Origin of the sequence: Pseudomonas azerbaijanoccidentalis (assembly GCF_019145495.1) — a bacterium.
GTDB classification, from domain to species: Bacteria; Pseudomonadota; Gammaproteobacteria; order Pseudomonadales; family Pseudomonadaceae; genus Aquipseudomonas; species Aquipseudomonas azerbaijanoccidentalis.
The window spans coordinates 87,781-113,857 of record NZ_JAHSTU010000005.1; the positions used below are offsets into that span (position 1 = coordinate 87,781).

Annotated in this window: 24 protein-coding genes and 1 pseudogene; 15 read left to right on the plus strand and 10 right to left on the minus strand. The window is 60.0% G+C overall.

The features are described 5' to 3' along the window. Positions 1–63 precede the first annotated feature (63 nt). From KVG88_RS18010 to phnX, 3 genes are all read left to right on the plus strand, one after another. The gene (locus KVG88_RS18010) at positions 64–1,359 is read left to right on the plus strand and encodes an MFS transporter (RefSeq protein ID WP_150700781.1); all 1,296 of its coding nucleotides are present in this window, start codon (positions 64–66) and stop codon (positions 1,357–1,359) included. Positions 1,360–1,413: 54 nt separating this feature from the next. Then, the gene (locus KVG88_RS18015; protein WP_150700782.1) at positions 1,414–2,286 is read left to right on the plus strand and encodes a LysR substrate-binding domain-containing protein; all 873 of its coding nucleotides are present in this window, start codon (positions 1,414–1,416) and stop codon (positions 2,284–2,286) included. Positions 2,287–2,373: 87 nt separating this feature from the next. Beyond that, complete coding sequence (gene phnX, locus KVG88_RS18020; protein WP_217872216.1) at positions 2,374–3,201, plus strand: phosphonoacetaldehyde hydrolase; 828 nt, start codon at positions 2,374–2,376, stop codon at positions 3,199–3,201. An 84-nt stretch (positions 3,202–3,285) separates the two neighbouring features. Here the strand turns inward: phnX and KVG88_RS18025 are convergent, their stop codons facing one another. Next, positions 3,286–4,209, minus strand: a complete 924-nt coding sequence (locus KVG88_RS18025) for a LysR family transcriptional regulator (protein ID WP_217872217.1) — start codon at positions 4,207–4,209, stop codon at positions 3,286–3,288. Positions 4,210–4,393: 184 nt separating this feature from the next. On the opposite strand from KVG88_RS18025, the gene KVG88_RS18030 reads away from it, so the two are divergent. The 3 genes from KVG88_RS18030 to KVG88_RS18040 all read left to right on the plus strand — a co-directional run bounded on the left by KVG88_RS18030 (position 4,394) and on the right by KVG88_RS18040 (position 7,699). Next, the gene (locus tag KVG88_RS18030) at positions 4,394–5,062 is read left to right on the plus strand and encodes a type 1 glutamine amidotransferase domain-containing protein (protein ID WP_150700785.1); all 669 of its coding nucleotides are present in this window, start codon (positions 4,394–4,396) and stop codon (positions 5,060–5,062) included. Positions 5,063–5,177: 115 nt separating this feature from the next. After that, positions 5,178–5,480 carry a DUF1330 domain-containing protein gene (locus KVG88_RS18035; protein ID WP_217872218.1) on the plus strand — a complete coding sequence of 101 codons (303 nt, stop codon included), beginning with the start codon at positions 5,178–5,180 and terminating at the stop codon, positions 5,478–5,480. A 92-nt stretch (positions 5,481–5,572) separates the two neighbouring features. After that, a complete protein-coding gene (locus KVG88_RS18040) occupies positions 5,573–7,699 on the plus strand; it encodes a TonB-dependent receptor family protein (RefSeq protein ID WP_217872220.1) in 2,127 nt (708 codons plus the stop codon). 23 nt (positions 7,700–7,722) lie between these two features. Here the strand turns inward: KVG88_RS18040 and KVG88_RS18045 are convergent, their stop codons facing one another. The 5 genes from KVG88_RS18045 to galB all read right to left on the minus strand — a co-directional run bounded on the left by KVG88_RS18045 (position 7,723) and on the right by galB (position 11,111). After that, entirely contained in the window at positions 7,723–7,959 is a 237-nt protein-coding gene (locus KVG88_RS18045; RefSeq protein WP_217872221.1) for a hypothetical protein, read from the minus strand. Between the two features lie 191 nt (positions 7,960–8,150). Continuing rightward, the gene (locus KVG88_RS18050; protein WP_150700789.1) at positions 8,151–8,399 is read right to left on the minus strand and encodes a hypothetical protein; all 249 of its coding nucleotides are present in this window, start codon (positions 8,397–8,399) and stop codon (positions 8,151–8,153) included. Positions 8,400–8,554: 155 nt separating this feature from the next. Then, positions 8,555–9,661 carry a 4-oxalomesaconate tautomerase gene (locus tag KVG88_RS18055; protein WP_217872223.1) on the minus strand — a complete coding sequence of 369 codons (1,107 nt, stop codon included), beginning with the start codon at positions 9,659–9,661 and terminating at the stop codon, positions 8,555–8,557. 2 nt (positions 9,662–9,663) lie between these two features. Continuing rightward, a complete protein-coding gene (locus tag KVG88_RS18060) occupies positions 9,664–10,380 on the minus strand; it encodes a 4-carboxy-4-hydroxy-2-oxoadipate aldolase/oxaloacetate decarboxylase (RefSeq protein ID WP_217872225.1) in 717 nt (238 codons plus the stop codon). Continuing rightward, a complete protein-coding gene (galB, locus tag KVG88_RS18065) occupies positions 10,377–11,111 on the minus strand; it encodes a 4-oxalmesaconate hydratase (RefSeq protein WP_217872227.1) in 735 nt (244 codons plus the stop codon). Before galB ends, KVG88_RS18060 begins: the two co-directional genes overlap by 4 nt. A 157-nt stretch (positions 11,112–11,268) precedes the next feature. Here galB and KVG88_RS18070 point away from each other — a divergent pair, with 157 nt between their 5' ends. Further along, a complete protein-coding gene (locus KVG88_RS18070; RefSeq protein ID WP_217872228.1) occupies positions 11,269–12,507 on the plus strand; it encodes a LysR family transcriptional regulator in 1,239 nt (412 codons plus the stop codon). Between the two features lie 89 nt (positions 12,508–12,596). Here the strand turns inward: KVG88_RS18070 and KVG88_RS18075 are convergent, their stop codons facing one another. The 3 genes from KVG88_RS18075 to KVG88_RS18085 all read right to left on the minus strand — a co-directional run bounded on the left by KVG88_RS18075 (position 12,597) and on the right by KVG88_RS18085 (position 16,591). Beyond that, positions 12,597–13,844 (minus strand): OprD family porin, encoded by a 1,248-nt coding sequence (locus tag KVG88_RS18075; RefSeq protein ID WP_217872229.1) that lies wholly within the window; start codon positions 13,842–13,844, stop codon positions 12,597–12,599. Positions 13,845–13,965: 121 nt separating this feature from the next. Continuing rightward, a complete protein-coding gene (locus KVG88_RS18080) occupies positions 13,966–15,228 on the minus strand; it encodes a gallate dioxygenase (RefSeq protein WP_217872233.1) in 1,263 nt (420 codons plus the stop codon). Positions 15,229–15,253: 25 nt separating this feature from the next. Next, a complete protein-coding gene (locus KVG88_RS18085; RefSeq protein ID WP_217872234.1) occupies positions 15,254–16,591 on the minus strand; it encodes an MFS transporter in 1,338 nt (445 codons plus the stop codon). 388 nt (positions 16,592–16,979) lie between these two features. Here KVG88_RS18085 and KVG88_RS18090 point away from each other — a divergent pair, with 388 nt between their 5' ends. The 6 genes from KVG88_RS18090 to KVG88_RS18115 all read left to right on the plus strand — a co-directional run bounded on the left by KVG88_RS18090 (position 16,980) and on the right by KVG88_RS18115 (position 22,668). Beyond that, complete coding sequence (locus tag KVG88_RS18090; RefSeq protein WP_217872235.1) at positions 16,980–17,996, plus strand: amidohydrolase family protein; 1,017 nt, start codon at positions 16,980–16,982, stop codon at positions 17,994–17,996. Between the two features lie 210 nt (positions 17,997–18,206). After that, the gene (locus KVG88_RS18095; protein ID WP_217872237.1) at positions 18,207–19,196 is read left to right on the plus strand and encodes an aldo/keto reductase; all 990 of its coding nucleotides are present in this window, start codon (positions 18,207–18,209) and stop codon (positions 19,194–19,196) included. After that, positions 19,193–19,684, plus strand: coding sequence for a (R)-mandelonitrile lyase (locus KVG88_RS18100; protein ID WP_217872238.1), 492 nt, complete (start codon positions 19,193–19,195; stop codon positions 19,682–19,684). Before KVG88_RS18095 ends, KVG88_RS18100 begins: the two co-directional genes overlap by 4 nt. Before the next feature lie 20 nt (positions 19,685–19,704). Next, positions 19,705–20,496: a carboxymuconolactone decarboxylase family protein gene (locus tag KVG88_RS18105; protein ID WP_217872240.1), complete on the plus strand. Its 792-nt coding sequence runs from the start codon at positions 19,705–19,707 to the stop codon at positions 20,494–20,496. A gap of 141 nt (positions 20,497–20,637) precedes the next feature. Further along, positions 20,638–21,693, plus strand: coding sequence for an alpha/beta hydrolase (locus KVG88_RS18110; protein WP_217872241.1), 1,056 nt, complete (start codon positions 20,638–20,640; stop codon positions 21,691–21,693). A gap of 81 nt (positions 21,694–21,774) precedes the next feature. Next, positions 21,775–22,668 (plus strand): LysR family transcriptional regulator, encoded by an 894-nt coding sequence (locus KVG88_RS18115; RefSeq protein ID WP_217872243.1) that lies wholly within the window; start codon positions 21,775–21,777, stop codon positions 22,666–22,668. A gap of 7 nt (positions 22,669–22,675) precedes the next feature. Here KVG88_RS18115 and KVG88_RS18120 read toward each other — a convergent pair whose 3' ends face one another. Then, positions 22,676–23,449, minus strand: coding sequence for a ParA family protein (locus KVG88_RS18120; protein WP_217872244.1), 774 nt, complete (start codon positions 23,447–23,449; stop codon positions 22,676–22,678). A gap of 125 nt (positions 23,450–23,574) precedes the next feature. Here KVG88_RS18120 and KVG88_RS18125 point away from each other — a divergent pair. Then, a pseudogene (locus KVG88_RS18125) lies at positions 23,575–24,525 on the plus strand (DUF1214 domain-containing protein); the annotation flags it as partial. A 19-nt stretch (positions 24,526–24,544) separates the two neighbouring features. Beyond that, complete coding sequence (locus KVG88_RS18130; protein ID WP_217872250.1) at positions 24,545–26,035, plus strand: DUF1254 domain-containing protein; 1,491 nt, start codon at positions 24,545–24,547, stop codon at positions 26,033–26,035. Positions 26,036–26,077: the final 42 nt, after the last annotated feature.

The window sequence follows — 26,077 nt, forward strand, 5'->3', positions numbered from 1 at the left end:
CCTCAAAAAGAGTGCACCCCGCGACGCAAGTTGCAGGGAACCAACAAGAATAAGGAAAAGATCATGAATCGTGCCCAAACCATGCCAGGTCTTGCCGTCCACACTTCATCGTTCCGCGTCGCCCAGTGGCGCATGCTGCTGGCCGCGATGTTCTGTTACCTGTTTTTCTACACCGGGCGGCAGACGTTCGGTTTCGCTATCCCGGGTATCCAGGCCGAATTCGGCTTTACCAAGGAACACCTCGGCTGGGTATCGGCCGCCATGCTTTGGGCGTACGCGATTGGCCAGGCCATCAACGGCAACCTGGCCGACAAATTCGGTGGCCGCCGCATCATGACCCTCGGCGCAGTGCTGTCCTGCGGCGCCAACTGGGTGACCAGCTTCGCCAGCGGCTTTGCCGGCCTGATCCTGCCCTGGGGCATCAACGGCTACTTTCAGGCATTGGGTTGGGCGCCGGGCAGTCGACTGATCTCCAATTGGTGGAGCACGGGCGAGCGCGGAAAGGTGTATGGCTTGTATGTGTTCGCGGCCGGTTGTGCGTCCGTCCTGTCCTACGTCACCTCGATCGTTGTGCTGGAAGTGATGCAACTGGAGTGGCGCTGGATCTTCCGTTTGCCGGTATTGCTGATGTTGGCCGGCGGCATCATCTTTTACCTGGTGGCCCGCGAGCGCCCGCAGGACATGGGTTTTGAACCCCTGGCCGACACGGGCGTGGCCAACGCTGATGACAAAAACCACGAAGTGGCCCACGGCGAAACCGAGACCTCGGCGCAACGTTACAAAGCGGTTCTGAAGAACTTTCGCCTGATCATCGCGGCGTTGTCCTTGGGCTTCCAGAACGCCGCCCGCTATGGCTTGATCGTTTGGGTGCCGGTGCATTTCCTGGGTGCCAACTGGAAAAGCGGCGACAGCATGATCGATCCGAAATGGATCACCGTCGCCCTGCCGGTCGGCATGGCCATCGGCGCCCTCAGCAACGGCTGGATCTCGGACAAGCTGTTCGGCTCCAAACGCTACCTGGCGATCATGCTCTATATGGTCCTCGGCGCCGCCACCAGCCTGTGGATGTGGACCCTGGCGCCGCACAGTGCAACCGGCCTTGTGGCACTGTTTCTGTGCGGGTTCTTCGTCTACGGCCCGGCTTCCAGTTTCTGGGCGCTGTGCCCCGACCTGGTGGGTGCCAAGCGCGCCGGCACAGCCACCGGTGTGATGAACTTTTCGTCCTATCTGTTCGCCGGCCTGGCGGAACCGCTGATCGGCAGTATGCTCGACACTACCGGCGATACGTCGTTGATCTTCATCGTGGTCACGACGGCTTGTTTGTGCAGCGCAGCGGTCGCGCTGTTCATCAGGCGCTGACAGCCGGCAAACCGGTTTGAACCACAAGCGACGACTCAGGAACAGGATCATTTCATGTACCAGTACCACAAGTGGCTGCGTTCCTTTCACGCGGTGGCGAAGACCGGCAGTTTTACCCTCGCCGCCGAGTACCTGAGCGTCGGCCAGCCGACCGTCAGCGAGCAGGTCAACGCGTTGGAAAAGAAGTTTTCCGTGGAGCTGTTCCATCGCCGTGGCCGCTTTATCGAAATGAGTTCGGCGGGGCATCAGCTCTACGCAATCACCCAGGGTCTGTTCGGGCAGGAGGATGAAGCCGTGCAACTGCTGCAAAGTTTCAAACAACGCAAGATCGGCATGCTGCGCCTGGGTGCGGTGTCGCCACCGATTGCGATGAACCTGACCTATGAGCTGATGCAGCGGCACCCGGACATCGAACTGGAAACCTCGTTCTCGCCTGAAAAAGAAACCTTGGACCGCCTCTTCAACTTCGATATCGACGTGGCGATTCTGGCGCTGTCCGAGTTTGATCAACGCTTCGATACCCAACTGTACCGACGCTATCCGATCATTGCCGTGGTCCGTGACGATCACCCTTGGGCACGGCAAAAGGAAGTGCACGTCGAACAGATCAGCGAAGAGAAATGGGTCATGCGCGAAAAGAGCTCACGGACCCGCCAGTTGGTTGAAGAGAGCTGCAAACAGCTTGGCGTTGCCCTGAACTGCGTCATGCAATTGAACAGCCGCGAGGCCATCGTCCATGCCATCGCCAAGGGCATCGGCATCGGTTTCGTCTCGGCGGTCGAGTACACCGAAACGCCGGGCACCAAACCGATCACCTTCGTCAATCACCCGTTTTCCATCGACTACCACCTGTGTTGCCTGGGCATTCGCCGCAACCGGCCAATGATCGCGGAACTGTTCGACTCCAGCCCAACGCCGGCCACCTGATTCCGACTCACCCTGCACCCTCTTGCAGGCTTACTTCTTGGCAACAAGAGGGACGGCCTGCCCACAACAAAAAACTGGAGAATCACCATGAACTATCAACAACCCTCACACCTGCAAGCCGTGGTCCTGGACTGGGCCGGCACCGTCGTCGATTTCGGTTCCTTTGCCCCCACGCAGATTTTCGTCGAGGCCTTTGCCGAGTTCGGTGTCGCCGTTTCGCTGGAGGAAGCACGGGGGCCGATGGGCATGGGCAAGTGGGATCACATTCGCACGCTGTGCAATCAACCGCAGATCGCCGAACGTTATCGCGCGGTGTTTGATCGCCTGCCCACCGATGACGATGTGACCGCACTCTACGAGCGGTTCATGCCGCTGCAAATCGAGAAAATCGCCCTGCACTCGGCGCTGATCCCCGGCGCCCTGGACGCCATCGGTGCCTTGCGTGAAAAAGGCCTGAAGATCGGTTCCTGCTCTGGTTACCCGGCCGTGGTGATGGCGAAAGTCGTCGAACTGGCGCGCAGCAACGGCTACGTGGCCGACCACGTTGTCGCCACCGACGAAGTTCCCAACGGACGCCCTTACCCAGCCCAGGCGTTGGCCAACGTGATTGCCCTGGGGATCAGTGACGTCGCCGCTTGCGTCAAGGTCGACGACACCTGGCCTGGCATCCTTGAAGGCCGCAGTGCCGGGATGTGGACCGTGGCGCTGACCTGCTCCGGCAACGCCTTGGGCCTGACCTACGAGCAGTACAAAGCGCTGCCTTCAGACAAACTGGCTAAAGAGCGCGAGCGCATCATCAACATGTTCGAAGGCTCGCGCCCTCACTACCTGATCGACACCATCGTCGAACTGCCGGCGGTCATCGAAGACATCAACGCCCGACTGGCGCGCGGGGAAACGCCTCAAGGTTCCTGACACCGAAACACGAGCAGGCCCGCTCTCGCAGCGGCAACGGAACAGCCGGCGTGGTCTGCTCGCCCTCCCCCCGAACAAGCGGTTTCATATCGGCGACTCATCCGGTTTCGCGATGAGCTCGGCGGCCGTTTCCACCAGCATTTGTCGAAACCACTGGTGCGCCGGATCGTTGCGGTATCGCACATGCCAGGCGATTTCCACGGGAAAGGTGCCCAGATCGACCGGCGACGACACGACTTTGAGTCGCGGGTCTTTGGCAATCTGCTTGCAAATGAGCCGCGGCAGCGTCGCGCAGTAATCGGTCACCGCGATGATTTCCGGCACTGCGAGGAAATGCGTCACGGAAATCGCCAGTTCACGCCGCAACCCCTGCCGCTCCAGCGCCTGGAAAACCCCGACCCGCAGCCGTCCCGGCGGCAAGACGTTGACATGCCGCAAGCGCTCGTATTGCTCGCGCGACATTGCCTGGTCGATATCGGGATGGTCGGCGCGCACGACACAGGCCAAGCCATCGTCCAGCAAATGTTGAACGATCACATTGTCGGGCGGATCGATGATGCGCCCCAGTGCCATGTCGGTCGTTCCGGAAATCACGCCGGTATCGGACAGGTCATTGCCGAACGGTGTGAGGGACACCTTGACCCCCGGCGCCTGCTCCCGAAGTTTGGCGATGATGCCCGGCATCAGAACGATCTCGACAAAGCTGTTCGGCGCGATGTTGAACTGGCGGGTGGACGTCGCCGGATCGAAATGCTGTCGGCCGATGATCACCTCATCAAGCCTGGCCAGGGTTTCGAGGATCACCGGGGCGATTTCCTCGGCGAACTGAGTGGGCTTGATGCCGTAGCGTTCACGGATGAACAGCGGATCGCGCAGCGTGTCACGCAGCCGGTTCAGTGCGTTCGACAACGCAGGCTGGGTGATGCCCAGGCGAACCGCCGCGCGGGTAACGCTGCGTTCCTCCATCAGCGCCATGAACACCGGCAAGAGATTGAGATCGTATCGCATGACTCATAACGCTCTGTGAATATCTAAAATCAGATAAGTAAATTTCTCGAATATCTGGGCGTGGGGCAAAGTTAGCCCATCCAAAGGGATTCGCCAAATCCCACGGAATGAGCCTTCCGGTTGAAAGCGCCCGACGCGATACGGCAGTTCGCAACAGGCGTCCCACTATTTCGAGGAGTTTTCCATGAGTATCAAACACGTTCTGTTCATCCTGACCAACACCGCTGAAATCGGCCCGAACCAGCGTCGCACCGGGTACTTCTTCCCTGAGGTCGCGCACCCTTACGAAGTGTTCGCCGAAGCAGGGGTGGCGGTGGAATACGCCTCTGTGCTGGGTGGCACGCCGCCGGAAGATGGCTACGACGAAAGCGATCCGTCACAACTGGCTTTCCGTAACAGCGCCGCGATCCGCCGTATGGCCAACAGCCGCAAATTGTCGGAAGTGGATGTGCTGGACTATGACGCGATCTTCTTCCCTGGCGGTCTTGGCCCAATGGTGGACATCGCCAACGACCCTGACGTCAAGCAAGCGGTAGAACGTGCGTGGAATGGCGGCAAGCTCGTGGCTGCGGTCTGCCATGGCCCGGCGGCCTTCCTCGGCGTCAAGCTGGAGGACGGCACGCCACTGGTTCGCGGCCGTCAGCTGACGTCTTTCTCGAACGATGAAGAGGCCGGTTATGCGCAGGCTGACGTACCGTTCAATCTGGAAGATGCGTTGCGCGCCGAGGGTGCCGAGTATTCGTCGGCCGCGGTATGGCAGGAAAAAGTCGTGGTCGACGGGCGTTTGCTGACCGGGCAGAACCCGGCGTCCGGCGGCCCATTGGCCAAAGCCATTGTTGAAGCGCTGCGCTGAACCTGTCCTGATGCGAGCCCTGTCCGATCACAGTAGCCACAGGCTGGTCGTGATCGAACAGGGCTCGAACATCACCCGCACTTGCATCGTTGTTAATTTCACAGAGGAATTCAGCATGTCCGCCTACGTCATTTTTATCCGCGAAGAAACCAAAGACGAATCCCAAATGCAGGCGTATGCGCAGAAGGCCCCCGCCGCCCGCATCGGCCACGACATCACCCGCGTGGCCTTCTACGGCCAACTCGAGGTGCTGGAAGGCCCCTCGGCGGAAGGCGTTGCGATCCTGCGTTTTCCCGACATGGCCGCAGCCCGCGCGTGGTACGAGAGCCCGGCCTATCAGGAGGCGCGTTTGCATCGCCTCAAAGGCGCCGAGTACCGGATGTTGCTGGTTGAAGGCAGCGACGTGCTACCGGTCTGACCACAATAAAAACCAATTTCCCATGTGCTCCGTTCGTTCATTGTTACGTCGCAGTGTTCACTGCCCGTATCCCTATGTCTGGAGTTCGTTCGATGCCCTCGCCCAAATCCTTCCCCGTTGCGCTGTTGGGGCTGGCCCTTGTTTGTCCGGCCATGGCTCAGGCCCAAGGCCTGGAACTGGGACAGGTGTTGATCGGGGCTGAGGATCAAAGTGGTGAAGACCTGTCGGTCGAGCAGGCTCAGGCCCGGCTTGCAGAGGTCCCCGGGGGCATTAACGTGGTCGACATGCGCCGCCCCCTGCAGGGTCGCGTAGCCAGCAATCAGGATGTGCTGGCGTACCAGCCGGGGATCTATGCCCAATCGGCGGGCAATGAAGGGGTGAAGATCTCGATTCGCGGCTCGGGGATCAACCGAGCACCGGGCGCCCACGCCTCCGGGTTGTACACCCTGCTCGACGGTCTGCCGCTGACCGGCCCGGGCGGTACGCCATACGAATTACTGGAACCGCTGTGGCTTGATCACGTGGAAGTGCTCCGCGGTGCCAACGGTTTCGACCGGGGCGCGCTGGCGTTGGGTGGCGCCATCGATTACGTCAGCCACACCGGCTACAACGCACCGAAGCTGCAAGTGCGTTATGCCACCGGCAGCCACGGTTACCAGCAACGCCAAGTCAGTTCCGGGCAGGTGTTGGGCGACTTCGATTACTACGTATCGATGACCGACTCAAATGCCGACGGCTATCAGGACCACACCGCCAGCGACAGCCAGGGTGTGATTGCCAACTTCGGTTATCGCTTCAACCCGAACCTGGAAACACGCTTCTACCTGCGCTATCGCCAGACCGACAACGACCTCGCCGGACGGGTCACCAAGCATTCCATCGAGCACGATCCACGGGCGGCCAACCCCGCCTACGTCACGCGCGACGACAGCCGCAAACAACCCGGCAGCACCTTTATCGGCAACAAGACCACCTTCTACCTCGACGATGATTCGAGCATCCAGACCGGCCTCGTGTATCACGACTACCCGATGGATTTACGCGAAGGTCCCAACCGTTTGAAAGTCGCCTACACCGACGTCAGCGGCACGTTCGACTACAAGCGTCGCGATACTCTGTGGGGCCTGCAAAGTCAAAGCACGGTGGGCCTGCGGGTGACCAAGCACCTGCCCAATGCCGGCGCAAGCGAGTTGGTGCGCATCCCCACCGGCAACACCGCCGGCTATGCGCCGGGCACGCACATGCGCAACTTCACTTATCAGGGCTCGGATAGCGTGTTGCATGTGGGCAATGATCTGGAGATCGCCGACGACTTGTGGCTGACCACCGGCCTCGCAGCCATCTACACCCGCCGCGAAAGCGCGGTGACCTACCCTGATGGCGGTGGCAAGACCAGCATGAACGATTGGGACTACGCCCCACGCATCGGGCTGCGCTATCAGCTGACACCTATCTTGCAGCTCTTCGGCAACCTCAGCCGCTCGGTTGAAGCGCCGCACCCTTGGTCGCTGATCTACAGCTCGAGCATTCGCTTCCCGCAGGGCAGCGGCCCGGCTACCGGCGCCCAGCGCGACCCGATCGAACTGAACAACCAGACCGCGACCACCCTGGAACTCGGCGGCCGTGGCGAGAGTTCATTGGGGCAATGGAGCCTGGCCTGGTACTACGCCCAGGTGCACAACGAATTGCTTTCGGTGTTGCCGGATGCCAATGCCACCACGCCCTACGAACTGAATGCCAGCCCGACCGTGCATCAGGGTGTAGAGGCCAGCCTGTTGAGCAGCCTGTGGTCAGCGGACAACGGTGGCCAGTTGAGCCTGCGCCAGAGCTACACCTTCAGCGACTTCCACTACCGCGATGACGAGCGCTTCGGCGACAACCGTTTGCCCGGCCTGCCGATGCATTATTACCAGGGCGAACTGCGCTACGACTGGCCCCAGGGTTTCTTCGCCGCAGTCAACACGCAGTGGGTGTCCAAGGTCGCCGTCGACTACGCCAACAGTTACTACGCCGACCCCTATGCGATTTTCGGTGCGACCGTAGGTTACAACGCGCCGAAGGGTGACTGGCAGACATGGCTGGACATGCGCAACCTGACAGACAAGCACTACGCCGCCACCGTCACCCCGGGCTACGACGACAACGGGCTCGACGCCGCACGCTCCACCCCAGGTGAAGGCATGGCGATGTATGTCGGGGTGTCGTGGAGCCTGCTTTGAGGCCGTGCAGCCAAACTGCCCTCTCAGCCAGGCTGGTTGGTGACTTTAATCTGTGTCAGTCCCATCAACCTTGCCTGAGCTAAAATTTCGTCAGGGGTCGATTCTGCAGAGGGCATGATCAAACTGTTTTCTGCGTCCCCAAAATGCAATTGCAGCAGGTGCATCGCTGCCTCATGAACGGGTAGCGACGACTGCTCCACCTCCAATCGTTGCGTTCGCGGTTCGCCATTGAACAGGTATTCCAGGCTGTAAATGCACATTGAGGGCCCCGACCATGAAAACCGATGATTTTCTGCACTAAGCGACTGACGACACTCACCTCTCGAAGCTCCCCGTATTGGGAGCCTGTAGTTTGGAGAGATCCTGGATTTCAAGCGTTCGATTTTTTAGCGTACCGGCTGTCGACATAAAGCCGGTCCAGGTTCTCCTCGCTACCGTGTACACAGACGCCTCAGTGATAGTCTCCTCCGGCAACTGCACGCAGGTACGCCTGATCAGCTTCGATGCGCAAATCTCGCCACTCAGTCCAGCTCACGATCCCCAGGCGATCCATCTCATCGGACTGGCGGAGCAGTTCGTCATGGTAAGCATCGGGGCAATCCATACGCAGCTGTCTGTTTTCCAGTGCGCGATGCCAGGCATCAAGCGCACGCAGTTTCATCTCTTGAACCGGTGTCAGTAGATCTTTAAAGGCATTCATCTCGGCTCGCCTACCCGAATATTTCTTGGTGGAGCGGTTGGCGCCCGAATTGGTTCATCGCTTCTGACGAGAAGCTGGTGGCGTTTTGAAGTGTTGGGTGCGTTAACGCCATTCCGACGATGGAAGAAAGTTGAGTGAGCATCCACTTTTCTTCGTTACTGGTGGTCTGAACCACGCTTAGCGGGATGACCAACCCATAGCGTCGGGGAAACACAAACGCTCCCGTCAAACAACAACCGCGCGGTTCGCATCAGGCCGCAACTGAGCAAACGGCCGTTGTCCAGACGCAACTCCACGGTGAACTCGCCCGTAGGGTGTTCAACCGAGAGTTGCTTGCTGTCGCCGTCGACCACACTCGCCACTCTCGCCGCCACACTGCCTTCGATAAGGCAGGCAACTGCCACACTGACTGCACCGAACACGCCAATGCTGGTGTGGCATCGATGCGGAATGAAAGTGCGAGTGCTGAGTGCCCCACCCGCTTGTGCCGGCGCTATCAGGCACATCTTGGGCACGTTGCGCTGGCTCACGTCGCCCAGGTTCATGCGCTGGCCGGCTTGCAGGCGGATCGATTCCAAACGGGCCTTCAACGCCTTATCGGCGTCCAGTTGCGCCGGGCTTTCATAGCCGCTCAGGCCGAGGTCTTCGGCTAGGATCAGCACCACCGGCATGCCGTTGTCGACGCAGGTGACTTCAACACCATCTAACCGATCCACAACATTGCCGGTGGGCAGCAACGCACCGCAACTGGAGCCGGCGACATCCTTGAACTCAACAACCAACGGCGCACCGCTTCCAGGCACTCCGTCAATCCGTGTGTCGCCTGAATAACTGACAGCGCCATCCGGTGTCGGTACGTGAGCAATCGCGATCTGCCCGGTGTTCTCCATGAAAATTCGCACTGGGGTGACATCACCCGTCACGGCCACCAGAGCACGTTCAATGGCGAACGCGCCGACACCGGCGAGAATGTTGCCGCAGTTCTGGCCGTAATCGACTCGCGGCTCATCCACCAGCACTTGGGCGAACAAGTAGTCGACATCGGCGTCGGCACGCGTGGAGGGTTTGATGATCGCCACCTTGCTGGTCAGCGAGTCGCCACCACCGATGCCATCGATCTGCCGCGCATCCGGCGAGCCCATGACCGCCAGCAATACGCGGTCGCGCAGTGCTTGTTCGTCAGGCAAGTCACTGGCCAGAAAGTACCCGCCTTTGGAGGTCCCGCCGCGCATCAAGAGGCAAGGAATACGTGTCTGGCCCATGTTCAGTCTCCGAGTTCATCGAGGCTGTCGACATAGCGCAGGCCTTTTTCCGCGAGCCGCTGGCGCATGTTGTAGATGTCCAGCCCCAGTTCGCCCTTGGCCAGGCGCAAGGCTTTTTGTTCCTCGAGGTCGGACCGCGCGCGACTGGCTTCGACCACCTGCGCCACTTCGCCGCGACGCACGACGACCACGCCATCGTCATCGGCCACCACCACGTCGCCCGGGTTGACCAATTGACCGCCACACACCAGCGGCAGGTTGACCGAGCCCAAGGTCTCCTTGATGGTGCCTTGGGCGCTGATGGCGCGGGACCAGACCGGGAAGCCCATCTCGCGCAGGGTGTGCGTATCGCGCACGCCGGCATCGATCACCAGCGCTCGCACGCCGTGGGCTTTCAGGGAAGTGGCGAGCAGGTCGCCGAAGTAACCGTCGGTGCACGGTGAGCTGGGCGCAACCACCAGAATATCGCCGGGGCGGCACTGCTCCACCGCCACATGGAACATCCAGTTGTCGCCCGGTGCGACCAGCACCGTGACCACTGAGCCGCTGATGGCTGTGCCCCGTTGAATGGGGGTGATCGCGGACGTCAGCAGGCCTTTGCGCCCCTGAGATTCGTGGATCGTCGCGACACCGAACCGCCCCAGCTCATCGACCAATGCCTGCTCGGCCCTGGCAATGTTGCGCACGACGATGCCGGTTTTTCCGATCAGCTCACTCATGCCAGATTCTCCGTGACGCGCGGGAAGATGCTCTGGTAGCCCTCGCCGTAAATGATGTCGCGGCTGGAGGTGATACCCACATTGCGTTTGGCCTGCACACCGCGCTGCAGAGCGACGCGCGTGTAGTACTCCCACAAGTGTTCCTGACCGGCCATGCACTGGATGGCCGCGTACTTCTTGTCCCAGACCGAGGTGATGTCCAGCAACACATCGGGGCGCCACTCGCACTGCTCGGGCTGATGCGGCTCAAAGCTGTAGACCGGTGGCGCCCCGACAATTTTCTCTCCCGGCTTGTAGCCTTCGGCCTGGGCGATGATGCGTGCCTCTTGCGTCAGGTTCATGGCCAACGGGTGATCGTAGTTGTAAGGGTCTTTCACCGAGTGGCTGAGGACGAACTCGGGCTGGACGCGACGAAACACATCCGCCAGACGAAACAGGGTTTCCTTGTCGGCACGCATCGGGTAGTCGCCGATGTCGAAGAATTCGACGCTGGCCCCCAGAATATCGGCAGCTGCCTGGGCTTCTTCACGCCGTGCGGCTTTGACTTTGTCTTCGCTCATCTCGCCCTTGCGCCACAGCTTGGCGGACTCGCCGCGTTCGCCGAAAGACAGGCAAACGATGTGCACGGCATAACCCTGTTGCGCATGCAGCGCAATGGCGCCGCCCGCGCGCCAGACGAAATCGGCAGAGTGGGCGCTGACGACCAGCGCGTTTTTCGGTGACTCGATCATTGCGGATTCTCCTCCTGCGTTTCGAACGAGGATCGCACCGCGACCCGCACCAGGAGTAATGCGTTGAGCTGTTTGAGGTATGCGTTTTTTTTATTGCCATCCCGGCAGGCCAGCGGCATAGTCCCGCTCAAGTGCCCCTTTGCAGAGCCCGTGCCCCATGGAAACCACTGAACTGCCCAGCCTGATGCACGTGCGAGCCTTCGTCCGGGTGGCCGATCACGGCAGTGTTTCCAAAGCCTCGGTGGCACTGTTTCGCGCTCAGTCCGTGGTGACCCGTTCGATTACCGAGCTCGAGGCACGGCTCGATGTACCGCTGTTCGAACGCCACGCCAACGGCATGCGCCTGACCGACTTCGGCGAGCGCTTGTTGCCTCGGGCTCGACGTGTGCTGGCTGAGCTGGACAGCGTGCCGCGGCTGCTGGGTGGCGGCGATAAACGTCCGGTCGAACCGCTTTACCTGTTCCAGGCCCGGCGCCTGCAGGTGTTCGTCAAACTCTGCGAAACCCACCACATGCAGACCGTCGCCAGCCTGCTCGGCCTCAGCCAGCCGGCCATCAGTTCGACGATCAAGGTGATGGAAAGCGGTTGCGGCCAGCCGTTGTTCGAACGCACGCCTCGCGGCTTGCAACCGACCCGTGCCAGCCATGAAATCCTTTTTCCGATCCGCCGGGCGCTGAACGAATTACGCCACATCGAGACCGACATCACCGCACTGCGCGGGACCTTGCAAGGCGTGGTGCAGGTCGGCGCCCTGCCCTTGGGCCGCACCCGAATACTGCCCGAAGCCATTGTGCGCATGATGGCCGAACACCCGGGCATTCAGGTGATCACCAACGAAAGTCCGTTTGATTTACTGGCGACAGAACTGCGTGCCGGCGATGTCGATTTCGTGTTCGGTGCCTTGCGCCCGGAGGCCTACGCCAGCGACTTGATTGGCGAATCACTGCTCACGGAAGACATGGTGGTGTTGGCGCGTCGCGGTCACCCGCTCGATTCGCAAGTTGTAGCGCACGATGAACTGAGCGCCGCCCGGTGGGTACTGCCTCGCGCTGGCTCACCCGCCCGGCAGATGCTCGAAGAATGCTTCATCCGGTTCGGCATTGCGCCGCCCCGGCCTGTAGTGGAAAGCGGCGATATGGCGATCATCCGCGGCCTGTTGTTGCGCTCGGACATGCTCGCGGCCGTGTCCGCCCATCAACTGGAACAGGAGATCGCCTCGGGCGAGCTGTGCATTTTGCCCCTGGAACTGAACCAGACCACCCGGGCTATCGGTTTGACTTATCGCAACGGCTGCCTGCACTCCCCGGTAGCCCTGGCCTTGATGAACATGATTCGCCGGGTGATCCGCGAACAGGCGACGAACGCGACGCTCAACCCCGACGCGGGAATAAGGTAGCGGCTTCAAAAAAGATCGCAGCCTGCGGCAGCTCCTACAGATACTCACATTTCCCTGTAGGAACTGCCGCAAGCTGCGATCTTTTGATGTTAGAGCAGACTGATCGGATAGCTGACGATCATCCGGTTCTCATCAAACTCATTGGTGCTGAAGCTCTTGCGAATGCTCGAATTGCGCCATTTGACGTTGAGGTTTTTCAGCGGCCCGCTCTGCACGGTGTAGCCCAGTTCACTTTCGCGGCCCCACTCCTTACCGTCGGTGATGGTCCCGGTGTGCACGTTGTCGCCGCTGATGTAGCGGTTCATCAAGGTCAGGCCGGGCACGCCGAGGGCGACGAAGTTGTAGTCGTGGCGCAACTGCCAGGATTTTTCCCGGGCGTTGTCGTAGCTGTTGTTGTAGCTGTCGTTGGCGAGGGTGCCGCCGCTGGTGCCGTTGACCCGCATCCAGGCGTCATCACCGGTGAGTTTTTGCAGACCGACGTAGAACGTGCTGCCGCCATAACGAGCCGAGAGCAGCGCTGAAACGGTACGGTTGTCGAGGTCGCCGGCACGGGCACTGCCCTCTTCACTGCCCCAGAAATAGCCGAGGTTTGCGCCCAGCGTCCAGGCGCCCAGAGGCTGGCTGTGGACCAATTGCAGGTATTGCTGCTGATAGATGTCCTTGAGCTCGGCGTTCCACAGGCCGATCATCGTGCGCTTCTCATTGAAGCTGTATTCGCCGCCAACGAAGTTGAAGCGATCGGAGGTGAACGCGGTTTTGCCCTGCATGAACATGTCTTCCATGCTCGCATCGTTGCGTGGACTGTTCTGCCGGAACTGCCCACCGTATAAGGTCAGGCCGTCGATCTCCTGCGAGGTGAGCTGGCCACCACGAAAGGTTTGCGGCAATGAGCGACCGTCGTCGGAACGCAGGATCGGCAGCACCGGCATCCACTCCCCGACCTTCAATTCGGTCTTGCTGACCTTCATTTTCCCGGCCACCGCCAGGCGACCGAAATCATCGGCGGGACGGCCATCGTCATGGATCGGCAACAGCTGTGTTCCGCCGGTGCCCTTGCCACCATCGAGCTTGACCGAGTACAGCCCCAGCGCATCCACCCCAAAACCCACCGGGCCTTGGGTAAAACCGGAGCGGATGTCGAGAATGAAGTTCTGTGTCCACTCTTCGGCCTTGCTTTGCGGATAGGCCGGGTTGGTGAAGTTGCGGTTGATGTAGAAGTTGCGCAGGTTCAGGTTGGCGCTGGCATCTTCGATGAAACCAGCAGCCGACGCGTGCAGCGGCAATGCGCAGAACGCTGCCAGCGAACAGACGGCTCGATGATTGATGACGGTTTTCATTGTTATTGTTTTCCGGTTTTTGAGGTAAAGGAAATGCCCTGCGCCCGCGCTAACCGGGCACAGCAAGATCAGAAAAAAGGGATAGCGGCCCGGGACGAGCCGCCGCATTAACCGCTGATGATCAGCGCGGGCCTTTGCCCGCCACCGAGTAGAGCACCTGCTGGTTTCGGGTTTTCATGAAGTCCTCCAGGCTCTGTCCACGCATGGCGGCGTAGACCTGCAGGTTGGGAATGCCGAGCACCGCCGCGAGCTTCTCCAGCACAAAGAAGATCGCCCCGTAGTGGATCAGCCCGCGCCAGTCACGGCGACGCAACAGATCGCGCTCTTCATCGCTCAGGCCGCCTTCCTCGAACAACGCTTCCGGCGCTTCGAGAAAACGCTGGCGCCATTGCGGCTCGATCATCCGATGCAGGAACTTGTTCAGGCGATAACCCTTGGCGCTGCGTTCCAGAGTGAACGGGTACGTGCCCTCGAGTTTTTCGATACCGGCCAACTGGTGCTGCATGTGCTGCACGTGACGCGCGTTGACGTCGGCAGGTACTGCTCGGTCCTGATTTTCCAGCAACAGGGTTGCGATGCCGGTCATGGATGGCAGGTAGTAGTCCTGGTGCAGATTCTTCACCGTGGCCGACAACGCACCCCGCATGATCAGCCAGGTGATGACCTCCGAGCCTTCCATGCCGCCCAGGGTGGCGTACTCGGCGTGGGTCAACTCGGTCAGGCGCTGCGGATCGTTAATCAGCAAATCGATGAACTGCTCATCCCACTGCGGGTTGTTGAAACCGCACCGCTCGCCATGCACCTGATGGGACACACCGCCGGTGGCGACAATGGCCACCTTCAAGTCTTCGGGATAGCTCTCAATCGCGCGGCGCAGGGCATGGCCCAACTTATAGCAGCGCAATGCGCTGGGGATCGGGAACTGCAACACCCCCACTTGTAGCGGCACAATTTGCACCGGCCACTCCGGATCACAGGGCAACAGCGCCGACATCGGCGAGAAAAACCCGTGGTCCAGCGGCTTGTCGCGGAAGAAACTCATGTCGAACTCATCGGCCATCAGGCTTTGCCCAATGTGCCGCGACAGTGCGGCATGCCCGCCGACGGCAGGCAGCGAGCGTGGATTGCCGCCTTCGTCGGCGACCTCGTAACGCTCATCGACACCGAGGGAGAACGCGCCATAGTGGTCGAAGAAGAACGACGTCACATGGTCGTTGAAGATGTAGAACAGCACATCCGGCTGTTGCTCCTTCAACCACACTTTGATCGGTTCGAAGCCTTCGAAAATCGGCGCCCACGCCGCCTCGTTCTGCTTATCGTGATCGACAGCGAAGCCGATGGTAGGTGTATGGGAGACTGCGAGGCCACCGATGATGCGTGCCATGACGAATTCCTATGTTCGAAGTAAATTATTGCGCCAGCAAGGCCCGGTTGACCCGGCGCCGTGCATGACCGTTGGCCAGGATCGCCAGTGCGGCGATGAAGGCCGGCACGCTCAACAGGGCAAACAGAAACGGCAAGCCCAACCCGAGACTGAGCACCGCACCGCCGATGAGAGAACCAAAGATACCGCCGAAACGGCCAATGCCGAGCATCCAGCTCACACCCGTTGCACGGAAATCCGTCGGGTAGTAACCCGGGGCAAACGCGTTGAGGCCAGTCTGCGCGCCGCTCATGCAGAAACCGGCGGCGATCACGCCAACCGCCAGCAGGCTCGACTCCAGGCTGAACGCCCCCAGCAGCAGGATAAACACACCACCTAATGCGTAAGAGGTGGCGATCACGCCATTCGGATTGCGTCGGTCCATGATCCAGCCCACCACGATCGCCCCGACGGTCCCGCCGATCTGGAACAGACCGGTGATGGTCGCCGCACGCTCGATGGACAAACCACCTTCGCGCAACAGGGTCGGCATCCAGCCCATGGTCAGGTAGATCACCAGCAGGCCCATGAAATAGGTCAGCCACAGCGCCAGGGTGCCGGCCCGGTAGCGTTCGGTGAACAGCATGCGCACCGGCGCTTTGTGCTGGGTCTGGGGTTCGGCGAGGATGAAGTTCGTGGCTGCGGTGAATTGACCGCCGAGCTTGTTCAGTACTTTGGCGATCTGCGCGGCGGGTGCATTGCGCGCCGCCAGGAAACGAGCGGATTCAGGCAAGAACATCCAGAGGAACGGCAGCAGCACCATGGGCAGAATCCCGCCGGCCAGCAACACCGATTTCCAGCCATACAGTGGAATCAGCCAGGCCGCCAACAAACCACCCAGCCCCGATCCCATGTTGAACCCGGTGAACATAATGGTGATGAACAGCGAGCGATTGCGCTCCGGCAGGTACTCGGCCAGCAGCGTGGTGGTGTTGGGCATCGCCGCGCCCAAGGCCACACCGGTCAATAACCGCAAGGTCGCCAGCTCATAGGGGTTACGCGCAAACGCACACGCCAGGCTCAATACACTGAACCCGGTCACCGCCAGCAGCAGCACTTTCTTGCGCCCCACGCGATCGGCGTAAGGGCCGGCGGTCAGAGCGCCGATGGCGAGCCCGACCATCCCGGCGCTCATCACCGGGCCAAACGCTGCTTTGGACAGCCCCCACTCCTGAATCAGTGAAGGCGCGATAAAACCCATGACTGCCACATCCAGCCCATCGAATAGAACAATGAAGAAGCACAGGCTCATGATGAGCCACTGGTATCCGGCAACCGGTCGGTTGTCGATCCACGCCTTGATGTCGACCGTCTCGAGACTCATGTTTTCACCTTCTTATTTTTGTAGAGATACCGACCGGCCTGGAGATTGGAGCAGGCCAAGGGCTGCCCGGTTAGCCGAACGCTGGGCGTGACTTTAAGGCTGCAGCGGCCTGCACCGCCTCTGGGAAATCCTTAATCGGGTATCTGTTTTTCTTATCGCAGGGATTTGCAGCGTAATGCCAGGATGCCCAAAGGCTTAGCTTCAAGACCCGGGCCTTATGCCCAGGTGCGGATCATGGGGAAGCCCCATAAACAAAACCGATACCTGCTTAATGAGTTCACAGACGACGCTCGGCAAGTGCTGCCTTAAGGTCGACCCACTGCCCTGACGGCGGTAGCGGTAATTGACTCTCTGTCGCTGCAAATACTAATAAAACAAGGGTTTGAACATGACCACGCGTCCCGATGACACCCGCCTGTCCCGTCGTTCACTGCTCAAAAAAAGCTCCGTTGTGCTGACAGCCAGCGCCGCGCTTGGCCTGCCGATGCTGAGCCAGGCCTCACGCAACAGCCTGCAGAACGCAGACAATCAAGGCACAGACCAATTGCCCGGTACGGTTATGGACTCCCAACTGCTCAGCCTGTTTTCGCAACCCAAGATCGATTGCCATCATCACGTGATCGATCCTGCCCAATTCCCCTATCCCGCTGACTCCACCTACCAACCGGCAGGCCCGGAGGTCGGCCCTGCGGCGTATTACGAGCAGGTGATGCAGGCCTATGGAATTCAGCACTCAGTGATCGTGCAGCCGACCTCGGCGTATGGCTACGACAACAGTTGCCTCCTGGACACGCTGGCTCGCAACAAGGGCCGCCATAAAGGGGTGGTCGTGGTGCCGAACGACGTCAGCAGCGAGACACTTGCGCAGTACAAGACGCAGGGGGTGATCGGTGTGGCGCTCAATGCTGCGCTGCTCGGTCCCGAGCGCTTTCTGAAGATCGACGCCTTGATGGGACGCCTGGCCGAGCTGGACCTGTACGCCCAGGTTCAGGTGAAGGACGATCAGTTGCTTGCGTTGTTGCCGATGCTCAAGCGCACCAACCCTCGCGTGCTGATCGACCACTCTGGCCGGCCCGATGCCAGTGCCGGCTTGCAACAGCCAGCCTTCCAGGCCTTGCTGTCTCTGGCCGGCAACGGTCGCACCTACGTCAAACTTTCCGGGCTGTCGCAATATTCCAAACAAGGCTTCCCCTACGCCGATGCCAAGCCCTTTCAACTTGCACTGCTGCAGGCGTTCACTGCCGAAAACTGTATGTGGGGCACTGACTGGCCGTTCTTGCGCGCCCGTCAAAACATGGAGTTGGGCACCGTACTGACCAATTTCGGCGAGATATTCCCGAACGCCAGCGACCGCCAGCAGATTCTTTGGGAAACCCCGAAACGCCTGTTCGGCTTTACCGCCTGACGCACAATGGCGCAGATACGCGCATAGACAAGCAATTGCTCATGACAATCATTCATGAGCAAACCTCATGAACCCTTGCCGATTTACCCGTCTAGTGAAAAAACGTTAGCGCGCTTACTGTTTTCCCAGCGGTCCCGCACCTCGACGAGCTTTAGCGACGTGCAAGTCAACCACCAGCTCCAAGCTGGAAACCAACGCCGGGAGATAGAAATGCTCAAACGCACACTGGGAAACAGCTCACTTGAAGTCTCAGCCCTGGGCCTGGGATGCATGGGCCTGAGCCACGGCTACGGTCCGGCGACCGATACCCAACAAGCCATCTCATTGATTCGCTCTGCCGTTGACCGGGGCGTCACTTTCTTCGACACCGCCGAGGTTTACGGGCCTTACCTGAATGAGCAAGTGGTCGGTGAAGCTCTGGCGCCAGTGCGCGACCAGGTGGTGATTGCCACCAAATTCGGTTTTACCTTCGGTGATGACAACAAACAGCAGATCCTCAACAGCCGTCCGGAACACATTCGGGTTGCTGTCGAGGGCTCGTTGCGCAGGCTCAAAACAGATTTCATCGATCTGCTGTACCAGCATCGAGTCGATCCGGACGTGCCCATCGAAGAGGTCGCAGGGGTGGTGAAAGCGCTCATCCAGGAAGGCAAGGTCAAGCACTTCGGCCTTTCAGAAGCAGGCGTGCAAACCATCCGTCGCGCTCATGCCGTGCAGCCTGTTACAGCGCTGCAAAGTGAGTACTCGCTATGGTGGCGTGAGCCTGAGCAGGAGATTCTTCCGACGCTGCGGGAGTTGGGCATCGGCTTCGTTCCGTTCAGTCCGTTGGGCAAGGGCTTTCTCACGGGCGCTGTTGCGGCGGATGCCTCTTTCGGCAGTGATGACTTCCGCAGCATCGTTCCCCGTTTCAGCCAAACCGCGCTGCAAACCAATCAAAACCTGGTGGTTTTGATCCGCCAGATCGCCGCGCAGAAGGAAGCCACACCGGCACAGATCGCACTGGCCTGGTTGCTCGCGCAAGCGCCGTGGATCGTGCCGATTCCGGGGACAACCAAGCTGCATCGCCTGGAAGAAAACCTCGGCGGGGCCAACATTACGCTCGATGAGGTCGAACTCCAGTCCATCGATGCGGCACTGGCGCAGATTCGCATTGAAGGCGAGCGTTACCCCGAAGCCCTCAAGGCGCGGGTCGGACGATGAACCGCATGATCGCACCACTCGTTGCTTTATCCCTCATGGCCACAGAAGCCTGCGCCCAGGCTTCCGACGAAATTCGCGTCACCCACGCGGGTTCTCAGCCGTCGATCAAGGGCGCAACAGAAAACTTCACCGGATCGGTACGAGTTGATGGCCTGTTCAAAGGCGAGCTTCCGGCCCGCATCGGCGGCGGCACTGTGACCTTCGAGCCCGGTGCTCGCACGGCCTGGCATACCCACCCGTTGGGACAAACGCTGATCGTTACCGCAGGTGTCGGCTATGTGCAGCAGGAAGGCAAATATCGTCAGGAAATCCGTCCGGGGGACATCGTCTGGATTCCACCCCACACACGCCACTGGCATGGCGCTACGTCCAGCAACGGCATGAGCCACATCGCAATCGCCGAAGCCGAAGACGGCAAGACCGTCACCTGGGCAGAACACGTCTCGGATGCGCAGTACGAAGGTCAATCGAATGGGCAAGGTTTGTAAACAGGATGGAGCCCTTCACCATGACCACCGACACACCGATCGTACATCGCAAGACTGGCGCCCTCCCCGCGCTGATTACCCTGTGTCTGAGCCTTGGGGTGATGTCTTTCGTTACCGCTCAGAAAGCTGAGGCAGCGCAACCCATGACCAGCACACCTGTCACATCAGAAACCCTGTCGACCCGGCAACAGGCGATTCCACGGATCGCCGCGTTCATGGCAACCAGTGACATGCCCAAGCTCAACACCGCCTTGAATCAAGGTCTGAACGCCGGGCTGACGGTCAGTGAGAGCAAGGAAATCCTGGTGCAGCTCTATGCCTATGTCGGCTTCCCACGCAGCCTCAATGCCCTGAATGAATTGATGTCGGTGGTGCAAGCGCGCAAACAGCGCGGCATCCACGATGAGCCCGGACGTGAGCCCGGTCATGCGATCCCGACCGGCGAGGCATTGCTCGTGGCAGGCCTGGCCAATCAAACCAGAATTTCCGGTGGCCCGGTCAAGGGGCCGGTGTTCGAGTTTGCCCCGGTCATCAACCAGTTTCTGCAAACCCACCTGTTCGGCGACATCTTCGAACGCGACAACCTCGACTGGCAGAGTCGCGAACTGGCAACCGTCGGTGCGCTGGCGGCCACACCGGGTGTGGAGTCCCAGTTGCGTTCGCACATGCTGGCGAGCATGCGGGTGGGACTGAGCTCGGCACAGTTGCGTCAAGTCATCGCGTTGCTGGCTGAGCACGGCGACGAGCAGACGGCCAAGCGTGCAAACGCGGCGCTGACGCAAGCACTGGCGGCTTCGGGGAAAGGACGATGAAAACCACCAGACTCAGGCTGGATCATGCGTGCAAATCGCAGACTTGGTGTCGAGTTTCCTAAAAGAAAAGCATCTGGACTGACCAGAGCCCACAGCCACTTTTTTTCAACTGTCCCTCTTTTGATTGTTCAGGAGCTTCACGTGAAAAACATTTTTATGAAAGCCACGCTCATGTCGGCGCTGGTTGGCCTTTCTGCGGGCGAAGCCGGTGCTGCCGACTACAAAAAAAACCCGTTCACACTGGCTTACGACGGCGCCATTACCAAGAACGAGCCCGGCAAGGTCAACATCCATCCGGTCAGCTACAAGCTCAATGGCCTGGACATCGCCGCCAACGTTTACACGCCGGCCAACTACGATGCGAAGAAGGTCTACCCGACCGTCGTGGTTGCGCATCCGAACGGTGGCGTCAAAGAGCAAGTCGCCGGCCTGTACGCCCAGCGCCTGGCCGAACAGGGCTACATCACCATCACTGCCGACGCGGCCTATCAGGGCGCCAGCGGTGGTCAGCCGCGTAGCATCGACAAGCCTGCGTATCGCATCGAAGACATCCATGGCATGGCCGACTTCATCACCCAGTATGCCGGCGTTGATGGCACGCGCCTGGGGCTGCTCGGCATCTGCGGCGGTGGTGGTTACTCGCTGGCCGCGGCGCAAACCGACAAGCGCTTCAAGTCGCTGGCAACCGTCAGCATGTTCAACTCTGGTCGGGTGCGCCGCAACGGCTACAACGATTCGCAACTGGACTCGATTCAGCAACGCCTGCAACAGGCTTCCGCTGCGCGCGCCCAGGAAGCGGCCGGCGGTGCTGTGCTTTATTCGGGTGACGCCAACCTCACCGACGAGCAAATCGCCAAGCTGCCCTTCGAACTCTATCGCCAGGGTTACGAGTACTACTGGAAAACCCACGCGCACCCGAACTCAACGTTCAAGTACACCACCAGCAGCCTGCTGGACCTGATGCGTTTCGATTCGACCAACCAGATCGAGCTGATCAATCAGCCGTTGCTGATGATCGCGGGCAGCAAAGCCGACAGCCTGTACATGACCCAGGATGCGTTTCCCAAGGCCACGGGCACCAAGGATAAGGAAATGTTCATCATCGACGGCGCCACCCACATCGAAACCTACTGGGTGCCGCGTTATGTCGACGCGGCCATTGGCAAGCTGACGGAGTTCTACGCACTCACCCTTTGATGGACGCTTCGGGGGTCGCGTCTCCAGGCGGAACCTGCTTACATGGAATAATCACGCGTCTCCCATGAGAGGTTCTCATCAATGTCTCGCGCCAATCTCAACGATCTGCAAGCCTTCGTGGTCATTACCCGCGAAGGCAGCTTCACCCGCGCGGCGGCGCAGCTGGGTGTCTCGCAGTCCGCGCTGAGCCACACCATGCGCGCACTCGAAACCCGGCTTGGGGTTCGTCTACTGACCCGTACCACACGCAGCGTCTCGCCTACCGAAGCCGGCCAGCGGCTTTATCAATCCATGGCGCCGCGCTTTGACGAGATTGAACTGGAACTGGCGGCGGTCAGCGAGTTTCGTGACACCCCGGCAGGGAACGTGCGGATTCAAGCATCAGAACATGCCGCGAACAATATCTTGTGGCCCAAGTTGCTGAAGGTGCTGCCCGACTATCCGGACATCAAGGTCGAAATCACCGTCGACTACGCCCTCTCCGACATCGTTGCGCAGCGTTACGACGCTGGCGTGCGTCTGGGGGATCAGGTGGCCAAGGACATGATCGCCATTCCTATCGGGCCGTCTTTGCGCATCGCGGTCGTGGGCTCACCCGAGTATTTCAAACAGCGCCCAGTGCCGAAGGTGCCGGGGGATCTGGCCACACATAATTGCATCAACTTGCGCCTGCCCACCCATGGCAGCCTGATGCAATGGGATTTTGAAAAAGACGGTCACGAACTCAAGGCGCGCGTCGAAGGGCAATGGACGTTCAACAGCAGCGTGCCGATTCTGCGCGCCGCCGTCGCCGGATGCGGCCTGGGTTTCCTGCCCGAAGACATGGTTGCCAAGGAGCTGGCCGAGGGCAACCTGGTGCGGGTACTGGAAGACTGGTGCCAACCCTTCGCGGGCTACCATCTTTACTACCCCAATCGCCGCGAGCAATCGTCAGCGTTTGGTGTGGTGGTGGATGCGCTGCTCTATAAGCCCTGAGTCGCAATCATCCGGCTCTTTCCAAAGCGGAAAACAGGCTGACGAATTCCAGAGAAAGCTTGTGCCGCGGCGCCAGGTGAATCATGGGCATCGAGGCTTCATGGGACTCGCGCATTTTCACCGTGCTGCTCAAATAGTCCGGCAAAACGGGCAAGCCTTCGGCCACCAGCTCGTCGATCAGTAACTGATGCAAACTGGCTCGGGCGACGAACTGGTTGACCACCACGCCCTCCACGATCAACGACTCGTTATGGTCGGCTTGCAGCTCGGCCACCTGGGCGATGACGTTGTAGAGCGCTTGACGGGAAAAGCTGTCGCAGTCGAATGGAATCAACACGCGGTCGGCGGCGATGAGTGCGCTGAACGTATAGAAATTCAGCGACGGCGGCGTATCGATATAGATGCGCTCGTAGTCTTCGGACAGCTCTACCAACAGGCGCCGCAGTTTGTTGATTTTGAATTTGGACTCAAGCTTTGGCTGCAATTCGGCCAGCTCACGGCTGGCCGTGACCAGATGCAGATTGTCGTAGCGGGTATCGGTGATCGCCACCCGGTTCATTTTGCTGGCCGGGCCACTGGATAAGGTCTGCTTGAAGAAGTCGGCGATGCCCATGGGGATGTCGTCGCCCGTCAGCCCCGTCAGATAGTGGGTCGAGTTAGCCTGTGGATCGAGATCCACCAATAACGTCCTGTAGCCCTCGGCAGCGCTGACAGCCGCCAGATTGCAGGCGATGCTGGATTTGCCAACGCCTCCTTTTTGATTGAACACAACTCGACGCATGAGAGAGAGAACCTGAAAAAGACCTCTCGAATCATAGAAGTGAAACATTTCAGTAATATTTCTACACAACAAATTTGTTTCATTTTTAAGACAGCGACTGCCAGTCACGAGCGTGCCGTTGCGCCGGCCCGGACTGGAATGGCAAGGTTCCGGCAGGCATCACCAAAGTCTTTCGCGCGCGCACCAACACCGGCTTCGTGATTCCCCGCGTGTTCCAAAACGATACCGCCGCCGACCGCGACGCTATTCAGGCGTCGCTATCGGGGGTGGACATGTATCCGCTGTCGCAATACGACGGCAAGGTCAAACAGCGCGACTGGGCGAAACTGCCGAAATTCCCGGCGCAGGCCGCGGGCACTGGCGAAACCAAATGGGTGATGCCGGAGAGGTTCTTCGACGAATTGCCAGCGCTGCTCAACGACGCCAAACCGTTGCCGGGCGAAGAAGCCCGTTACGCGCAAATGACCGCCCTCGCCGCCATCGCGAAAGCCGATCCGCAGCTAAAGGCAGCTATGATCGATGAAGCGAAAAAAGCTGACAGCGAAGTGATCGACCCGCTGCTGCAGTTCCGCAACTACGGCCTGCAACTGCTTGATCACTGGAGCACCATCAGCAACGGTGCAGCGTTTGGCACCGACTACTTCAACCGTACCGCCGTGGCGCGCTCGAACATCTTCGTCAATCAACAGAAAGAGACCAAGTACTTCTATCAGGACCTGGACAAGTCCGGCACGCGCCTCAATGGGCAGAACGGCTACACCGTAACCTTCGCCAAGGGACAACTGCCGCCGGTGAAAGGCTTCTGGTCGCTGACGCTGTACAACGAACAGCACTTCTTTTCCCCCAATGACCTCAAGCGTTACTCCATCGGCACCAAGAACAAATCACTGCAAGCCAACGCCGATGGCTCGCTGACGATTTACGTGCAGAGCGAATCGCCGGGCAAGGACAAGGAAAGCAATTGGCTGCCGACGCCCAAAGGCGCCGATTTCTCGCTGTACATCCGCGCGTACTGGCCTGAGCCGGCTGCGCTGAACGGCCAATGGATGCCGCCCGCCGTCGTAAAAGCCAATTGACCGGAACAGGATGTTCGCGATGAACAGCTTTACAAAATCACTGACTGCAACGGGCCTGGCGATTTCGATCAGCCTCAGCGCCCAGGCTGCCACGCACTATGAACAGCTGGCCGATCTGCCGTTTGCCGGCGGCTACCCGACACTGGAGGGCGTGGCGCAACTGCAACACGAATTGCTGTTCCAGCGCGCCGTGCAGTCGTACATCTGGGCATTGCCGGCGTTGAACATGTACGCCATGAAGGAAGGCTCGGAAAAAGCCTTCGGCGCCGGTTACAACGTTCTGCCGATCTGGAAGGATCGCCTTAACGCCAAGACCCGCGTCACCACGCCCAACTCCGACGTGATTTATGCCATGGGTTACCTGGATCTCAAGCAGGACGGTCCGATGGTGATCGAAGTCCCACCGGGTTTGCAGGGCATTCTCGATGACTTCTTCCATCGGCCGATCTGCTCCGAAGGCCAGATCGAAGGGCGCCAGTGGTGCGGTGATGTCGGGCTGCCGGGGCCGGACAAAGGCAAGGGCGCCAAGTATCTGGTGTTGCCGCCGGACTACCAGGGTGAAGTACCGCCGGGCTACCTGACCTACCGCTCGCGCACATATGGCGTATTCGTTTTCTGGCGCGGCTTCTTCAAAGACCCGAAACAACTGGAAGCACCGGTCGCGGTCATGGAGCAGACGCGCATCTATCCACTGGGCAAACAGGCCACGGCCAAAGCGATGTCGTTTCCCAACGCCTCGCAAACGCCGGTCAACATGCTCTATCCCACCGACGGCAGCGCGTTCGACATGTTGTCGCGGTTCATCGACCACGAATACGTTGACCCGCAAGACATGGAAATGCGCGGCATGCTCGCCGCATTGGGTATCGTCAAAGGCAAACCGTTCAATCCGGAACCGGCCACCCGCGACCTGCTCGACAAGGCCGCGAAAACCGCGAGCAAGATCGGCCATGCCATTTCCTACACGCCACAAACCATTGTCACCAACGGCACCTGGTATCCGGATCGCAAGTGGCTGAACGTCTTCCCCGGCAATGCGACGTTCACCGCCGACACCTTCAATTACATCGACCCGCGCACCGGGTTCTTCACCAATGCCTACTCGGCCAGCCCGGGCATGGCGGTGAACATGGAAAACGTCGGCGCCAAGTACCCGGCCACGTTCGTCGATGCCAACGGCCAGTTCCTGTCCGGCAGCAACAGCTACTCGCTGAGCCTGCCCAAAGGCATTCCGGCAGCGCTGTTCTGGTCGGTGACCGCGTATGACTCGATCACCGCCTCAGGCCTGGACAACGGCCAGCCCTTCCCGTCGCTGAACACCATGGATAAACCCGTCGCCAACGCCGACGGCTCAATCGACGTGCACTTCGGCCCGAACTCACCGGGCGCCGGCAAAAACTGGATCAAAACCCTGCCGGGCGAAGGCTACTTCGTGATCCTGCGGTTGTATGGCCCGACCAAGGCGTTCTTCGACAAGGCGTGGAAACCCGGGGACTTGATGAAGCAATGACTTGGTTCAGGCCTACACGCTCACCCAGCTCAGTGACCGAAA

What these genes read in the sequence shown, in the direction of transcription:
- KVG88_RS18130 (WP_217872250.1), top strand. Translation starts at nt 24,545, where the DNA reads ATGAACAGCTTTACAAAATCACTGACTGCAACGGGCCTGGCGATTTCG.
- KVG88_RS18120 (WP_217872244.1), bottom strand. Translation starts at nt 23,449, where the DNA reads ATGCGTCGAGTTGTGTTCAATCAAAAAGGAGGCGTTGGCAAATCCAGC.
- KVG88_RS18015 (WP_150700782.1), top strand. Translation starts at nt 1,414, where the DNA reads ATGTACCAGTACCACAAGTGGCTGCGTTCCTTTCACGCGGTGGCGAAG.
- KVG88_RS18105 (WP_217872240.1), top strand. Translation starts at nt 19,705, where the DNA reads ATGACCACCGACACACCGATCGTACATCGCAAGACTGGCGCCCTCCCC.
- KVG88_RS18030 (WP_150700785.1), top strand. Translation starts at nt 4,394, where the DNA reads ATGAGTATCAAACACGTTCTGTTCATCCTGACCAACACCGCTGAAATC.
- KVG88_RS18050 (WP_150700789.1), bottom strand. Translation starts at nt 8,399, where the DNA reads ATGAATGCCTTTAAAGATCTACTGACACCGGTTCAAGAGATGAAACTG.
- KVG88_RS18040 (WP_217872220.1), top strand. Translation starts at nt 5,573, where the DNA reads ATGCCCTCGCCCAAATCCTTCCCCGTTGCGCTGTTGGGGCTGGCCCTT.
- KVG88_RS18045 (WP_217872221.1), bottom strand. Translation starts at nt 7,959, where the DNA reads ATGTGCATTTACAGCCTGGAATACCTGTTCAATGGCGAACCGCGAACG.
- KVG88_RS18100 (WP_217872238.1), top strand. Translation starts at nt 19,193, where the DNA reads ATGAACCGCATGATCGCACCACTCGTTGCTTTATCCCTCATGGCCACA.
- KVG88_RS18075 (WP_217872229.1), bottom strand. Translation starts at nt 13,844, where the DNA reads ATGAAAACCGTCATCAATCATCGAGCCGTCTGTTCGCTGGCAGCGTTC.
- phnX (WP_217872216.1), top strand. Translation starts at nt 2,374, where the DNA reads ATGAACTATCAACAACCCTCACACCTGCAAGCCGTGGTCCTGGACTGG.
- KVG88_RS18115 (WP_217872243.1), top strand. Translation starts at nt 21,775, where the DNA reads ATGTCTCGCGCCAATCTCAACGATCTGCAAGCCTTCGTGGTCATTACC.
- KVG88_RS18010 (WP_150700781.1), top strand. Translation starts at nt 64, where the DNA reads ATGAATCGTGCCCAAACCATGCCAGGTCTTGCCGTCCACACTTCATCG.
- KVG88_RS18090 (WP_217872235.1), top strand. Translation starts at nt 16,980, where the DNA reads ATGACCACGCGTCCCGATGACACCCGCCTGTCCCGTCGTTCACTGCTC.
- KVG88_RS18060 (WP_217872225.1), bottom strand. Translation starts at nt 10,380, where the DNA reads ATGAGTGAGCTGATCGGAAAAACCGGCATCGTCGTGCGCAACATTGCC.
- KVG88_RS18080 (WP_217872233.1), bottom strand. Translation starts at nt 15,228, where the DNA reads ATGGCACGCATCATCGGTGGCCTCGCAGTCTCCCATACACCTACCATC.
- KVG88_RS18095 (WP_217872237.1), top strand. Translation starts at nt 18,207, where the DNA reads ATGCTCAAACGCACACTGGGAAACAGCTCACTTGAAGTCTCAGCCCTG.
- KVG88_RS18035 (WP_217872218.1), top strand. Translation starts at nt 5,178, where the DNA reads ATGTCCGCCTACGTCATTTTTATCCGCGAAGAAACCAAAGACGAATCC.
- KVG88_RS18025 (WP_217872217.1), bottom strand. Translation starts at nt 4,209, where the DNA reads ATGCGATACGATCTCAATCTCTTGCCGGTGTTCATGGCGCTGATGGAG.
- KVG88_RS18055 (WP_217872223.1), bottom strand. Translation starts at nt 9,661, where the DNA reads ATGGGCCAGACACGTATTCCTTGCCTCTTGATGCGCGGCGGGACCTCC.
- galB (WP_217872227.1), bottom strand. Translation starts at nt 11,111, where the DNA reads ATGATCGAGTCACCGAAAAACGCGCTGGTCGTCAGCGCCCACTCTGCC.
- KVG88_RS18085 (WP_217872234.1), bottom strand. Translation starts at nt 16,591, where the DNA reads ATGAGTCTCGAGACGGTCGACATCAAGGCGTGGATCGACAACCGACCG.
- KVG88_RS18070 (WP_217872228.1), top strand. Translation starts at nt 11,269, where the DNA reads ATGGAAACCACTGAACTGCCCAGCCTGATGCACGTGCGAGCCTTCGTC.